Below are 13,612 nucleotides of genomic sequence, written 5' to 3'. Positions count from 1 at the left end.
GCGGCTTCGTGCTGGGCCTCGCGATGATGCTGGTTGCGTTCAATCTACGGCCCGCGCTGAGCACGGTGGGGCCGCTGCTCGGGCTGATCCGCGAGACAACCGGGCTGACCGCTGGCGGGGCGGCCACGCTCACCACCCTCCCCGTGCTGTGCCTCGGCCTCGCCTGCGCTCTTGCCGCCCCAGTGATCCGCCGCCTCGGGCCGGATGTCGGCGTACTGACGGGGACACTGCTCGTCGCCATTGGCTTGGCGTTGCGCGGCTTGGGTACGTTGCCCTTCCTGTTCCTCGGAACCGCGATCGCCGCGACCGGAATCGGCTTCGCCAACGTTCTGCTTCCGGCCCTGGTGAAGCGGGACTTTCCGAACAGTGGCGGGTCCATGACCGGCCTCTACACCATGACCCTCTGCCTTGGGGCGGCAGCGGGCGCGGGCGCCGCCGTGCCAGTCGAGCGGGCACTCGAAGGCTGGCCCGCCGCCCTCGCCGTCTGGGCCATTCCTGCCATTCTGGCTGCCCTCGCATGGTGGCCCTACGCCCGGCGCAGCGGCCCGGCGAAGCCACCGCAGGTCGGGCGGCTCTTGCGGAACCCGCTGGCTTGGCGGGTGACGGCCTTCATGGGCCTGCAATCCTCCCTCGCCTACATCCTGTTCGGCTGGTTGCCGCTTCTTCTGCAGGGACGCGGGCTCGATCCGCTCCATGCGGGGCTCTACGCGTCCCTCGTCACACTTTGCCAAGCTCCTGGCGCTCTCATCACCGCTACGCTTGCTGCACGAGCGCGGGACCAGCGGGGTTGGATCGTCGGCATTCCCGGCCTCACCGGCCTCGCCTTCCTCGTTCTTGCCTTCGGCGCGGATGGCTTACGCATCCCCGCGGCCTGTCTTCTCGGTTTCGGCGTGGGCGGCTGCTTCGGGCTGGCGCTGACGCTGATCGTACTCCGCGCCGCCGACGCGGGCGCGGCCGCCGGCTTATCGGCGATGGCTCAGGGCATCGGCTATCTCTTCGCGGCGCTGGGCCCTCTCGCCTTCGGTCTCGCCCACGAGGCGACGGGCGATTGGGGAGTCGCCGGGCTGTTGTTCTTCGGAATCTGCGTGAGCGCCATCCTCGCGGGCTTGCCCGCTGGACGTGCAAAGACGGTCTCCGCCACGGGCTAAGGCAAGCTTTGCCGTAGTTGTCTGTGCGTTTTGTCGCTTTGGTCTCAATTGCGCGTGATCGATTCAGGTCGTGGCACGTTCATAAGCCACGAAACACTTTTACAGGGTGGACTGAATGACTCGCGGAACTTACGGCCTCGCTTTCGCCTCGGCGCTCGCACTCGGCCTGACCATGATGCCCATGGGCGCACAGGCGCAGGGTCGCGGTAACGCCCTGTCGGGTGGTGGTGTCTCGGCCGGTGGCTACGGCGCCAATCAGATCGGGATGGGCACGGGCGGCGTGAATAACGGCGTTGGGATCGGTGGCAACGCCATCAGCGGTGGCCTGAACCGTGGCGGCTTCAATGGCGGTCTTGCCGGTCGTGGCTTCAGAAACGGCGGATTCGGCCGAAGCGCCGGGATCGTCGGTGGCGGCGGCTACAATCGCGGTGGCTACGGCTTCAACCGTGGTGGTTACGCCTATAATCGTGGCGGTTATGGCTACAACCGCGGCTATTACGGCCGTGGCTACGGTCGCAGCGGGCTCGGCCTTGCCGCCGGCATCGGCCTCGGGACCGGTATTGGCCTCGCGGCGGGTGGTCTCTACGGCAGCGGTTATGGCTACGGCTACCCGGCCTACGGCTACAATGACGGGTACTATGGCTATGATTACGGCCCGTCCTACGCCACGGTCGGCTACGCGCCGGTCGCGACGGAAACGGTGGGTGTCGATGATGATTCGGCGATCGAGGCCTGCGCCCGCCGCTTCAAGACCTACGACCCGCAGAGCCAGACTTACATCGCCCGTAAGGGTGTGCGCCGCTCCTGCCCGTAAGCTGACGGCATAATTGAAACGAGAAGCCCCGCGCGGTTCGACCGCGCGGGGCTTTTCTTTTCGCGAAGGGCGCCACACGATCCATGGATCGTGTGGCGCCTTCTCGGACCTTATTCCGCAGCGACGCGCGGGGCGTTCTCAGTGTAGGTCTCGGGCTTCAGGCGCTTGCCCGGGGCGGCCCGGCCCGGCAGAGGCGGAAGCGCCTTCGCCTTCTCCAGATCGATCCCGGCGCCCTCGGCGACGCGACGACCGTAATCCTCGTCGGCGTGCCAGAAGTGCCAGACCATCCGCAGCTGGATCGGCTCAGGGCACTGCTTCATGTCGTTGACGAGGTTGGCGATCAGATCCTCGCGCTCCCAATCCTCGAAGGACCGGTAACGCACGCCCGCCTGGGTGTAGTCGTCCTCGGTGCGCGAGGTCTGGTAACGGCCGAGACGGCCTTCCACCAGCTGGTGGTACTCGGCCTTCTTGGGCGCCTCACGAAGGCCCTCGGCCAAAGTCGAGGGCTCGTAGTTGATGTGCTGGTTCGGACCGGTGCCATCGACACCGTAGGTCATCTGACCGTCCCGCTGATTCGAATAGACCTTCACGCCGGGCTGCGGCGCGTTGATCGGCAGCTGGAGATAGTTGGCGCCGACGCGGTAACGCTGCGTATCCGAGTAGGACAGCGTCCGTCCCTGAAGCATCTTGTCGTCCGAGAAGTCGATGCCATCCACGAGCACGCCCGTGCCGAAGGCCGACTGCTCGACTTCCGCGAAGAAGTTATCCGGCACCCGATCGAGGACCATGCGGCCGACGGGAAGCAGCGGAAAATCCTCGACGGGCCACAACTTGGTATCGTCCAGCGGGTCGAACGAGAGGTGATCGTTCGGGCCATCCGGCATGATCTGAACGCAGAATTCCCACTCGGGAAAGTTGCCAGCCTTGATGTTGTCGTAGAGGTCGCGGGTGGCGTGCCCGACATCCTTCGCCTGGATCTCCGACGCCTGCTGCGAGGTCAGGTTGCGGATGCCCTGCTTCGGCTCCCAGTGGAACTTGCAGAGGACAGCTTCGCCCTTGTCGTTCACCAGCTTGTATGTGTTGACGCCGGAACCTTCCATCTCGCGATAGTTGGCCGGAATGCCCCACGGCGACTTCAGATGCGTCACCATGTGGATCGCTTCGGGGTGCTGAGCCACGAAGTCGAAGAAGCGCCAGGCCTCCTGCCGGTTGGTCACCGGATCGGGCTTGAAGGCGTGGATCATGTCGGGGAACTTGATCGCGTCGCGGATGAAGAAGACCTTGAGGTTGTTCCCCACAAGGTCCCAATTCCCGTCGACCGTCTTGAACTTCACCGCGAAACCGCGCGGGTCGCGCTCGGTCTCCGGCGATTCCTTGGCGCCCGCCACGGTTGAGAAGCGCACGAACATTGGCGTCTTCACGCCGGTCTCGTTCAGCACGCGGGCGCGGGTGTACTTCGAGGCCGGCTCGTCACCGATCTTGCCGTAGGCCTCGAACCAGCCATGCGCGCCTGCACCACGGGCGTGAACCACGCGCTCCGGGATCCGCTCACGGTCGAAATGGGTGATCTTCTCGATGAACTGGTAATTCTCGAGGGTCGCCGGGCCGCGCTCCCCGACCGTGCGGGTGCTCTGATTGTCGCGGACCGGATGGCCCTGGCGGGTCGTCAGGATCGGGCGTTGATCGCTCATGCGTCTCGTCTTTCCATAGGCCGAACCGAGTCGGCTGTGAGATGCCGTCTCAGACTGGAACCGTTCCGGGGAGGTTATGTACCCGGCAGGTCCATCTGACAAATGCATCGTCGCAAACGTTGTGATAGACGCTGTCTATGAACCTTTCAGGACTGTCCCTACGCGATTTGGAATATGTGGTCGCCGTCGCGGATGAGAGCCACTTCGGCCGGGCGGCCGAACGCTGCAACGTCAGCCAGCCGACCCTCAGCGTGCAGATCAGGAAACTCGAAGACGCGCTGGGTCTCGCCCTGTTCGAGCGCTCGAACCGACGCGTGCTTCTCACCGAAGCCGGGCAGGCCATCGTGCGGCAGGCGCGGACCGTGCTGGCCGAGGCGCAGCGCCTGCTCGCCATGGCATCCGAGGGCCGGGGCGCGCCGCTCACCGGGCGGCTTTCTCTCGCCGCGATCCAAACGCTGGGGCCGTATTTCTTTCCGCTCATCATGCGGTCGCTGCGCGAGGCATTCCCCCTCCTCAGCTTGTCCCTATCCGAATCGCGCACCGCCGACATCGTCGAGGGGCTACGCGAGGGCCGGATCGACGCCGCCCTGGTCTCTCTGCCACTCACCCAGGCGCGGCTGACGCTCTCGCCGCTGTTCATCGAACCGTTCCTGCTGGCCTGCCCGGCGGAGCATGCCCTAGCGCAGGGCGGTGCCCTCTCGGCCGGGTCGGTGGCGGGGCCCGACCTGCTTTTGCTCGATGAGGGCAATTGCCTGCGCGATCAGACTATCGCAGCGTGCGGCGCGGGATCTTCGGCCGGGCGACACGCAACCAGCCTGGAGACACTGCGCTCGATGGTAGCCGCCGGGGCGGGCTACACCCTGCTGCCCGCGCTCGCCGTACCGTCGACGCCCGACCCGAGCGGCCTGACCGTGATCCGCAGTTTCGACGTGGATGGCCCTGGCCGTACCATCGCCCTGGCATGGCGGACGAGCGACCCGCGTGCGGCGGGCCTTGCGAGCCTCGCCGCCTTCTTCCGCGCCCACGCTCCACCCAAGACAGCGGCTTGCCGCGACGCAGCCGCTTGAACGCGCGAGCCCCCGGGCTCTATCTCTCCATCGCCGGTAACGGCGGGAGGGTATCGATGCGGCTTGTTGTGACGGCGCTCCTCGCGACGGTGAGTTGGGGCGCCAGCGCCCTCGCCGCGAAGCACGATTCGACCTCGGACGTGTTCGCTCGCATCGATGAGATCGACCGCGCTTCGCTGGTGATGACCGTGGAGACCGGTATCGTTCCACGCCCGCTCGGCCATACGATCGCTCTGGCGCTCGATCGTGTCGCGGCCGATGCGGAGAAGCCCGGCGCGTCCAGGCCGGACGACTACCTGCGCATCGAGCCGCTGATCATCGCCATTGCGGGTCCCGATGCCACGCGGATGCATGCGGGACGCAGCCGCCAGGACATCATCCCCACCGTTCTGAAGCTCGAACAGCGCGACCGGCTGCTCGATCTCGCCGCGGCACTCGCGGATGCGCGGAGAAGCCTTCTCGCTCTGGCTCAGCGCGAAGCCTCCACCATCGTTCCGGCCTACACGAACGGCGTCCAGGCGCAGCCGACGACCTACGGGCATGTTCTGCTCGGATACGCCGCTGCGATGGCCCGCGATTCAGACCGCCTGCGAGAAGCTTGGGCACGCACCAACCTCTCCCCATTGGGCGCGGCCGCCCTCGGCACGTCGAGCTTCCCTGTGGATCGCAAACGTCTCGCTGCGCTCCTCGGCTTCGATGCGCCGGTCGAGAACAGCTACGATGCAGGTCAGCTCGCGCCGATGGATCTCGGCTTGGAGCTGACCGGCATCGCCGCCAACCTCGCGACCACGGCTGGCAGCTTCGCGCAGGATCTCTACGCGCAGTATCACCAAACCAAGCCTTGGATTTTGCTCCGCGAAGGCGCCTTGACCGGGCCGAGCAGCATCATGCCGCAGAAGCGGAATCCGGTTGCCCTCTATAGCCTGCGGATGAAGGCGAGCGATGTGGTCGGCGGCGCCATGGCCTTCACCGTGATGGCGCACAACGTCGATTCCGGGATGCCGGATTACAAGCGAAACCAGTTGATCCCGCCCGCGCGGACGCTCGCGGTCGCCACCGAAATGTGCCGCCGTTGGGTATCGGTCCTCGATGGTCTCGTCGTGGACCGGGATCGCGCGGCGGCGGAAGTCGCTGCGGATTATTCCACCACCACCGAACTCGCCGACACGCTTCAACGGGAAGCGAACGTTCCGTTCCGTCTCGGCCACCATTTCGCATCCGAACTCGTCACCTACGGACGCGGCCACGATCTGCGCCCAGCCGACCTTCCGTTCAGCGAGGTGCAGCGAATCTATGCGGAAGCTGCCCAGGCGCCCGGCCTTCCGCAGGAGATGCCGAAGACCCTGCCGCTCACCGAGGCGCGCTTCCGCGAGGCCCTGTCGGCCTCAGGCATGATCGCGGCGGCCAAGGGACTGGGCGGACCGCAGGAAGCCGAGGTCACCCGCATGCTGGGCGAAGCCCGCGACAGGCTCGCCGCCGACCGGGCTTGGCTGTCCGATAAGCGCAACGGTCTCGCCACAGCGCGGTCAGGACTCGACACGGCCTTCGCAGCTCTCGCGAATGGCGGGTGACAGGGCGGGCTCGGCGGTGTAGCGGGCGGGACGCCCGTCCGATCCGGCGGGATTGCCTCCCCCGATTGCCGTGCCCTCCCTCCGCACCATCGGCCTCTGGCTCGCGCTCGTCGCAGCCTCGGCCCTCATCGCCTACGGCCTGACGCTCGCGCGGTTTCCCGCTGCCCTGCTCCTCGGCCCGATGATCGCGGCCATCGCGTTCGGAGTTGGCGGCTCGCATCTCAATGTCCCGCGCAGCGGCTTCCTGGCGGCCCAGGCGATGATCGGCTGTCTTGTCGCCCACGCGGTGACGGGGCAGATCGCTCAGACGCTCTACGAGGACGGCTTCGTGATCGTTGCCGTGGTGCTGGTGACGGTCGCCTTCTCGGGCCTCGTCGGCTGGATGCTGACACGCCTGCGCGTCCTGCCTGGCACGACGGCGGCCTGGGGCTCATCGCCGGGCGGCGCTTCGGCGATGGTCGCCATGGCCGAGGATTTTGGAGCCGATCCCCGCCTCGTCGCCTTCATGCAGTATGTTCGCGTCGCAGCCGTGGTCTTCTCGGCTTCGCTGGCAGCGCGGTTTCTCATGCACGATGCCCCGCTCGGCGCGGCGGCCGGAGCGGGCGACGCCTCGGAATTGAGTTCTGTGGCCGCGACCCTCCTCGTGGCGGCCATCGGCGCCTTCATCGCCCTGAAGCTGAATGTGCCTGCAGGGGCGCAGATCGGTCCGATGGTGCTGGGCTCCGTTCTCCACGCCACCGGGCTTGTGCGCATGGCGCTGCCGGTGACGATCCTCGAACTCGCCTATGCCTGCATCGGTTGGTACGTCGGCCTGCGCTTCACCCGCGAAACCCTGCGGATGACCTTCACTGCGCTGCCGGGTATCCTCGTGGCGACGTTCGCAGTCATCCTGCTCTGCGCAGGCTGGGCCTTCCTGCTGACGTTGATCCTGCCCATCGACCTGCTCACCGCCGTCCTGGCGACGAGCCCTGGCGGTCTCGACTCGGTGGCGATCATCGCCGTAGGCTCGCAGGCTGATGTCTCGTTCGTGCTTGCGGTACAGACCCTGCGGCTCTTCGTGGTGCTGCTGACGGGGCCGCTGCTCGCGAAGTGGATCAGCCGTTCGGTGCACGAGGACGCGACCCCGTGAACGCCCTGAGGCTTGCCTTCCTCAATTCCTGGCGAGGCCTGATCCACGGCGCGCGGACGGAGCGGGCCGTGCGCCAGGAGCTGCTGTTGCTCGCCATCGGCGCGCCCCTGGCCCTGGCGCTCGGCAGCACGCTCTGGGTTCGTGTCGCCCTGCTGGCGAGCCTGCTCCTGATGCTTGCCGCCGAATACCTGAATACGGCGCTCGAGAAACTGTGTGACCATCTGCACCCCGACCGCCATCCCCGGATCGGCACGGTGAAGGATCTCGCCTCGGCTGGCGCATTTTTGGCGCAGATGACGGCCCTCCTCGTCTGGGTGGCCGCGCTGATGGAACGTCTGGTCTGAACGAGACGGCCTCGCCTCACCGGACGTAAGGGTCTATGCCGCGTGGCTCGGAACCGAACCGCAGCCGATGACCGACTACATCAAGAAGATCCTCACCGCCCGCGTCTACGACGTGGCGATCGAGAGCCCCCTCGACCCGATGCCGCGCCTGTCGCGCCGCCTCGATCGTCCGGTGCTGCTGAAGCGCGAGGACCTGCAACCGGTCTTTTCGTTCAAGCTGCGCGGCGCCTACAACAAGCTTTCGGGCCTCTCGCCCGATCAGGTCGCCCGCGGCGTGGTCTGCGCCTCGGCGGGAAACCATGCCCAGGGCGTCGCCCTCGCGGCGGCCAAGCTCGGTGCCCGCGCGGTGATCGTGATGCCGCGCACCACCCCCTCCATCAAGGTCGATGCCTGCCGGGCGCGTGGCGCCGAGGTCGTGCTCCATGGTGATGCCTTCGATGAGGCGCTGGCCGAGGCCCGCCGACGGGAGCACGAGGACGGGCTGACCTTCCTCCACCCGTTCGACGACGAGGACGTGATCGCGGGCCAAGGGACCATCGGCAAGGAGATCCTTCAGCAGCATACCGGCCCGATCGAGGCGATCTTCGTGCCCGTGGGTGGCGGCGGCCTCGCAGCGGGCATCGCGACCTTCGTGAAGTACCTGCGGCCCGATACGAAGGTGATCGGGGTCGAGCCTGAGGACGCAGCCTGTATGAAGGCGGCTCTCGAAGCGGGCGGCCTCGTGGACCTGCCCTCGGTCGGCCTGTTCGCGGACGGCGTCGCCGTTCGCCGGGCGGGCGAGGAGACCTTCCGTCTGTGCCGGGAACATCTCGACGGGGTCATCACCGTTGATACGGACGCCATGTGCGCGGCCGTGAAAGACATCTTCGACGATACCCGCGCCGTGTCCGAGCCCTCAGGGGCGCTCAGCCTCGCAGGTGCCAAGCTCTATGCCGAGCGCGAGGGAGGGACCGGCACGCTGGTGGCCGTGTCCTCGGGCGCGAACCTCAACTTCGACCGTCTGCGTCACATCGCCGAGCGCGCCGAGATTGGCGAGCAGCGGGAAGTGCTCCTCGGCGTCACGATCCCGGAACGGCCGGGCGCCTACCGCGACTTCATCAAGGCGCTGGGCCCACGGGCCATCACCGAATTTAACTACCGCCAAGCCCCCGCCTCCGATGCGCAGATCTTCGTCGGCATCAATCTCGCGGGGGGCAAGCGGGAGAAGCAGGAGCTGATCGGCGTGTTGCGCGACGCCGGTTATCGGGTGCTCGATATGAGCGACAACGAGATGGCCAAGGTCCATGTGCGCTACATGGTCGGCGGTCGCAGCCCCGGCCTCGGCCACGAGCGGCTGTTCCGGTTCCAGTTCCCGGAGCGGCCTGGGGCGCTGATGAAGTTCCTCGACGCCCTCGGGCCGGGCTTCGACATCACCCTGTTCCACTACCGCAACCACGGCGCCGATTACGGCCGTGTGCTCGCGGGCATCGACGTGCCGCCCGAGGATCGTTCGCGCTTCGACGCGGCGATCGAGTCGTTGGGCTATCCGGCCACGGACGAGACCGACAATCCCGCCTACCGTCTGTTCCTCGACGGGGGCGCGTGAGGCGTCCTCAGTCGTTCTTGGTTTCAACGGACACCACACCGCCCGCCTCGCCTAGCTTGCGCTCGATGAGTGCGAGCGCCGAGGGCGGGAGGGCGGCGAACTGGATCGTCACCATCTCGTGGTCCGCATCGTCGGATGGCAGCATGACGAATTGGCGGATGCGGGACGCGTAATCGCCCGTGATTGCGTGGAGCGCGTCCAACGACATGGTGCCGCGCTTCACCGTCAGGCGCAGGCGGTGCCCGCGCATCCGGTCGCGCCAGCGCTCCTCGATCGGCTTCACTCCCGCCAGGATGCCGACCACGATCGTCGTCGCCGCGAGCGCGGGCACGTAAAGCCCTGCCCCGACCGCGAGCCCGATGGCCGCCACTGCCCACAGACTCGCGGCGGTGGTGAGGCCCTTCACCACCTCGCCCTTCAACAGGATCGTCCCCGCGCCGAGGAAGCCGATTCCCGACACGACCTGTGCCGCGATGCGCGAGGGATCGAGCACGATGTTGTGGCTGCCGAGCACATCGGCGAAGCCGAAGGCCGAAACGAGCATGATCAGGCACGAGCCGGTGCAGACCAGCATGTGCGTGCGCAGGCCCGCAGCCCAGAGAAGGCGCTCGCGTTCCAGCCCGACCACGCTGCCGAAGGCAGCCGCAGCCGCGAGCCGCAGGATCATCTCGCCATTGCCGATCACGGGCGCGCTCCTCGGGTGATCAGGCCGGGCTGAGGGCGGCCTTCTCGATCTCGTAGGCGGTGCGTACGGCGGCCGCACCGTAGCGGCGCTCCAGGCGGCGGATCGTGAAATGAGCCCGCGCCGTCGATTGGAAGTGGTTCATGAAGACGGTGTTCACCGCCGCGCCACCCACGGCCCCAAGCACCGGTACCGCCTGTGCGGCGACCTTCTCCGAGACCACGATGCCGAACCGGGCGGCGACCTGGGCCGCGAAGCGCATCAGCGCCGGACCGGACTGGTCGGCCAGGGTGATGGTGCCGGCATATTTGGCGGCTTCGGCCATCGTCTTCGCGAGGGCTGCACGAACGGCGAAGTAGCCGCTCTCGGTCAGGGTCGAACCGGCCTCGGACGCAGCCAGCTTGCCGCCTCCGAGCGCAAAGACCTGGATGCAGGCAAGCGCGCCCTCCGGCGTGTCGATGTCCTCCCCCTCCTCCCGCGCGATTTCCGCAATGGAGCGGAGCATGATCGTGGTGGAGACGGGGAGCTCGACGGCAATGGTCGCGATGCCGAAGGCTCCGCCGAGGGCCCCCGACATGGCCGCGAGCGCCCGGTGGCGCCCCTCGCCCAAGCCCATGATGCGCTTCAGCAGACCTTCGTCGGTGCTGCGCGGTACGGGTAGGCCGTTCGCGGCGAGTGTCGGCGCGCTCTTGGGTAAGGTCGCGAGGGCGACGCGGATCGCGGTCCGCAACGCGGCCTCGGTGCCCTTGGCCACCGCGTCCATGACCGGTGTGGGCAGCGAGCGGCCCAGCATCTCGATCGGCGTTCCCGCCGCAGCCGAGAGCCGTGCCGCGAGGCCCGGGCGCTCCAGCGCCTGTACAGCCTTCCGCAGGGCGGCGAGGTCTTCGTCGAGCATCACCGGAGCCGCCGTATCGGCGGGTGGAAGGATCTCGCCAGAGAGGATCACATCGCCGCTCGTCATGGCACCACCGCTCAAGTTAACGTCCCTTGTTAACGCGCCTATGCGGTCTTCGGCTCACCGGCCTGCGGCCCCGCGGGGGATGGAAGCGGGGAGACACCATGCGGGTTCCCTTCCGCCTCTGGCTCTTTCGGGCCCGTGCGGCGTCCGACCGCGACGCACAGGGCCAGCACCGGAATCCCGATCAGCGAGGTGAAGACGAAGAAGGCCGGATAGCCGATGGCCGCGACGATGAAGCCCGAGGCCCCCGCGATGAGCTTGCCCGGCAGGGCATAGAGGGACGAGAAAAGGGCATATTGCGTGGCCGCATAGGCCGGGCTCGTCAGGCTCGACATGTAGGCGATAAGAACGATCCCCGCGAAGGATCCGCAGAAGTTCTCGACCGAGATCGCTACGATCAACCGCCAGATCTCCGGCGCGCCCGCCGAAAGCCATGCGAAGGAGAGATGCGAGGCAGCTGCCAGGAACCCGCCGAGCAGCAGCGTCGGGAACAGGCCGAGCCGCGACAGCGCCCAGCCACCGACGAAACCACCCGCGATCCCAACCCAGACGCCGTAGAGCTTCGTGACAGTGGCGATCTCCTTCAGGTCGAAGCCGAGGTGCCGGTAGAGCGGGCTTGCCATGACGCCCGAGAGGAAGTCCGGCAGCCGGAACAGGGCGACGAGGAGCAGGATGGCATAGAGCGATAGGCCGAAGCGGCCGTGAAGCTCGGACAGGGGCTCCACGAGGGCACGGCGGGCCGACCAGAGACGCGAGACGGGCTTCGGCTCATTGGCGGCGACGGAAACCTTGCGATCGTAGGGCGGGGCCAGCAGCGCCGCAGTCAGCCCGACCAGCATCAGGCCAGCCATGGTCAGGTAGGCAACCTGCCAGCCTCCCGAGGCGGCAATGAACAGCGCCCCCGCCCCGGCGGTAATGAGGCCGAGCCGGTAACCGAGATTGGAGGTGGCGGCGAGAATGCCCTGCATGTCGCTGCCCGCCGCATCGATGCGCCAGCCGTCGATCACGACGTCCTGGCTCGCCGCGCAGAAGGAGACGAGAAAGGCGCCGAGGCCGAGGAGGGCGAGGTCGGTCTTCGGGTCCGCGAAGGCCATCACGAACAGGCTGAGCGCGGTTGCGATCTGCGTCGCCACCATCCAGGCGCGGCGGCGGCCGAGATAGCGCGCTAGAACCGGAACATCGGTCCGGTCGATCATGGGGGCCCACAGGAACTTCAGCGAATAGGGCAATGCAACGTAGCTGAAGAGGCCGATGGTCTTCACATCGATGTCGGAGAAGGCCAGACGCAGGGTGAACGTGCTGAGCACCAGCAGAAGAGGCAGGCCCGACGAGAAGCCGAGCGCCAGCATTAGCAGGATGCGCTTGTCCTCAACGATGTCGCGCAGCCGAAAGCGGCGCGTTTGCTTGTGAGCGGCAACGGGCATTCGCTGGAACTCCTCGACCTGCTCGCTCTTATCAGGCAAAATCGTGGCGACGTTGCGCCGAGCGAATTTCGCCGGAAGGCTGGCCGCGCCATCATGGTCAACGCCTGCTTAACGGGCCTTTTACTTCGGAGCGGCATCACCGGGTGATGGGGCGAAGTGGATGAGGCGTTGAGTAACGGGTCTGAGGGCGGTGCTCCCATCGTGAACCTTTCCGCGGCATTCGCGGCGTCGCCTTCGCCGATGCTGGTTGCCGATGCGCGTGCACCCGACCATCCGATCCTTTGGGCAAACGATGCGTTCCTGCGCCAGACCGGCTATCTCGCCGAAGAGGTCGTTGGCCGTAATTGCCGCTTCCTTCAGGGGCCGGAGACCGATCGCACCAGCGTCGCGGAAATCCGCCAGGCCATCGCAGCGGGCCGCGCCGTGTCCGTCGAGCTTTTGAACTATCGCAAGGACGGTACGCGGTTCTGGAATTCCTTCACCCTCACGCCTGTGAACGACGAGCAGGGCTTGGCGTTCTTCGTCGGCGCCCAAGTCGATACGACTCTGGCGCACACGAATGCCGAGCGCACCATCGCGCTAGGAACCGCGCTCGACCGCAAGACGGCGATGATCCACGAGATCGACCATCGGGCGAAGAACAATCTTCAGGTCATCTCCTCGCTGCTTCTGCTGAAGGCCCGCCGTACGGTCGGGGGGGAGACCCGCGAAGCCCTGGAGGGCATGGCCGAGCGCATCGGAGCGCTTTCCGTTGCCCATCGCCTGCTCTGCGCGGGCGAGGACGGCAGCCATTTCGAACTGACCGAATTCGTCAGCGAACTCGTGTCGGAATTCGAAGCCGGCATGGCCGATGACCGTGTGCGCATCGATAGCGACGTCGATTCCGTCACGCTCCCCGCCTCCATGGCGGCACCGCTCGCGTTGATGCTGCACGAACTCGTGGCCAACGCCCTTCGCCACGCCTTCCCCGGCGGACGACACGGCCGGATCTCGATCTTCGCCAAGCGCGGCGAAGGGGGCCTTTCGATCGCGATCAGCGACGACGGCATCGGCTTCGACGTCACATCCCGGGATGAGACCGGCTTCGGCCGCAGCCTCGTCGAGATGGTATCCCGGCAATTGCGCGGTGTCGTCCGCTGGTTGCCCATGGGCAGCGGCACGCGGGTTGAGATCGCCATCCCCCTCCGCGAGGGCTGAGA

Annotated in this window: 12 protein-coding genes; 8 read left to right on the top strand and 4 right to left on the bottom strand. The window is 67.0% G+C overall.

The features are described 5' to 3' along the window. The first annotated feature begins 23 nt into the window (after positions 1–23). The gene (locus tag J4O73_RS10605; protein WP_426217716.1) at positions 24–1,148 is read left to right on the top strand and encodes an MFS transporter; all 1,125 of its coding nucleotides are present in this window, start codon (positions 24–26) and stop codon (positions 1,146–1,148) included. A 115-nt stretch (positions 1,149–1,263) separates the two neighbouring features. After that, the gene (locus tag J4O73_RS10600) at positions 1,264–1,962 is read left to right on the top strand and encodes a BA14K family protein (protein WP_426217099.1); all 699 of its coding nucleotides are present in this window, start codon (positions 1,264–1,266) and stop codon (positions 1,960–1,962) included. 110 nt (positions 1,963–2,072) lie between these two features. On the opposite strand, the gene J4O73_RS10595 is transcribed toward J4O73_RS10600, so the two are convergent. Next, positions 2,073–3,653 carry a catalase gene (locus tag J4O73_RS10595; protein ID WP_426217097.1) on the bottom strand — a complete coding sequence of 527 codons (1,581 nt, stop codon included), beginning with the start codon at positions 3,651–3,653 and terminating at the stop codon, positions 2,073–2,075. 137 nt (positions 3,654–3,790) lie between these two features. On the opposite strand from J4O73_RS10595, the gene J4O73_RS10590 reads away from it, so the two are divergent. From J4O73_RS10590 to ilvA, 5 genes are all read left to right on the top strand, one after another. Then, entirely contained in the window at positions 3,791–4,720 is a 930-nt protein-coding gene (locus tag J4O73_RS10590) for a LysR substrate-binding domain-containing protein (RefSeq protein WP_426217095.1), read from the top strand. 56 nt (positions 4,721–4,776) lie between these two features. Further along, entirely contained in the window at positions 4,777–6,291 is a 1,515-nt protein-coding gene (locus tag J4O73_RS10585) for a lyase family protein (protein ID WP_426217094.1), read from the top strand. 70 nt (positions 6,292–6,361) lie between these two features. Beyond that, positions 6,362–7,420: an AbrB family transcriptional regulator gene (locus J4O73_RS10580; protein ID WP_426217092.1), complete on the top strand. Its 1,059-nt coding sequence runs from the start codon at positions 6,362–6,364 to the stop codon at positions 7,418–7,420. After that, a complete protein-coding gene (locus J4O73_RS10575; RefSeq protein ID WP_426217091.1) occupies positions 7,417–7,764 on the top strand; it encodes a diacylglycerol kinase in 348 nt (115 codons plus the stop codon). The genes J4O73_RS10580 and J4O73_RS10575 overlap by 4 nt, the downstream gene beginning before the upstream one ends. A gap of 67 nt (positions 7,765–7,831) precedes the next feature. Further along, positions 7,832–9,349, top strand: a complete 1,518-nt coding sequence (gene ilvA, locus J4O73_RS10570) for a threonine ammonia-lyase, biosynthetic (protein WP_426217089.1) — start codon at positions 7,832–7,834, stop codon at positions 9,347–9,349. A 7-nt stretch (positions 9,350–9,356) separates the two neighbouring features. On the opposite strand, the gene J4O73_RS10565 is transcribed toward ilvA, so the two are convergent. The 3 genes from J4O73_RS10565 to J4O73_RS10555 are packed head-to-tail and all read right to left on the bottom strand — an operon-like array spanning position 9,357 to position 12,413. Next, positions 9,357–10,034, bottom strand: a complete 678-nt coding sequence (locus J4O73_RS10565) for an MgtC/SapB family protein (protein WP_426217087.1) — start codon at positions 10,032–10,034, stop codon at positions 9,357–9,359. 19 nt (positions 10,035–10,053) lie between these two features. Beyond that, complete coding sequence (locus J4O73_RS10560) at positions 10,054–10,992, bottom strand: EcsC family protein (RefSeq protein ID WP_426217086.1); 939 nt, start codon at positions 10,990–10,992, stop codon at positions 10,054–10,056. A gap of 38 nt (positions 10,993–11,030) precedes the next feature. Further along, a complete protein-coding gene (locus J4O73_RS10555) occupies positions 11,031–12,413 on the bottom strand; it encodes an AmpG family muropeptide MFS transporter (protein ID WP_426217084.1) in 1,383 nt (460 codons plus the stop codon). Positions 12,414–12,611: 198 nt separating this feature from the next. Here J4O73_RS10555 and J4O73_RS10550 point away from each other — a divergent pair, with 198 nt between their 5' ends. Continuing rightward, positions 12,612–13,610: a PAS domain-containing protein gene (locus J4O73_RS10550; RefSeq protein ID WP_426217714.1), complete on the top strand. Its 999-nt coding sequence runs from the start codon at positions 12,612–12,614 to the stop codon at positions 13,608–13,610. Positions 13,611–13,612 lie beyond the last annotated feature (2 nt).

It is taken from the genome of Methylobacterium sp. NFXW15 (genome assembly GCF_049887755.1).
Classification (GTDB): domain Bacteria; phylum Pseudomonadota; class Alphaproteobacteria; order Rhizobiales; family Beijerinckiaceae; genus Methylobacterium.
This window is presented reverse-complemented; position numbering and strand designations above follow the sequence as displayed.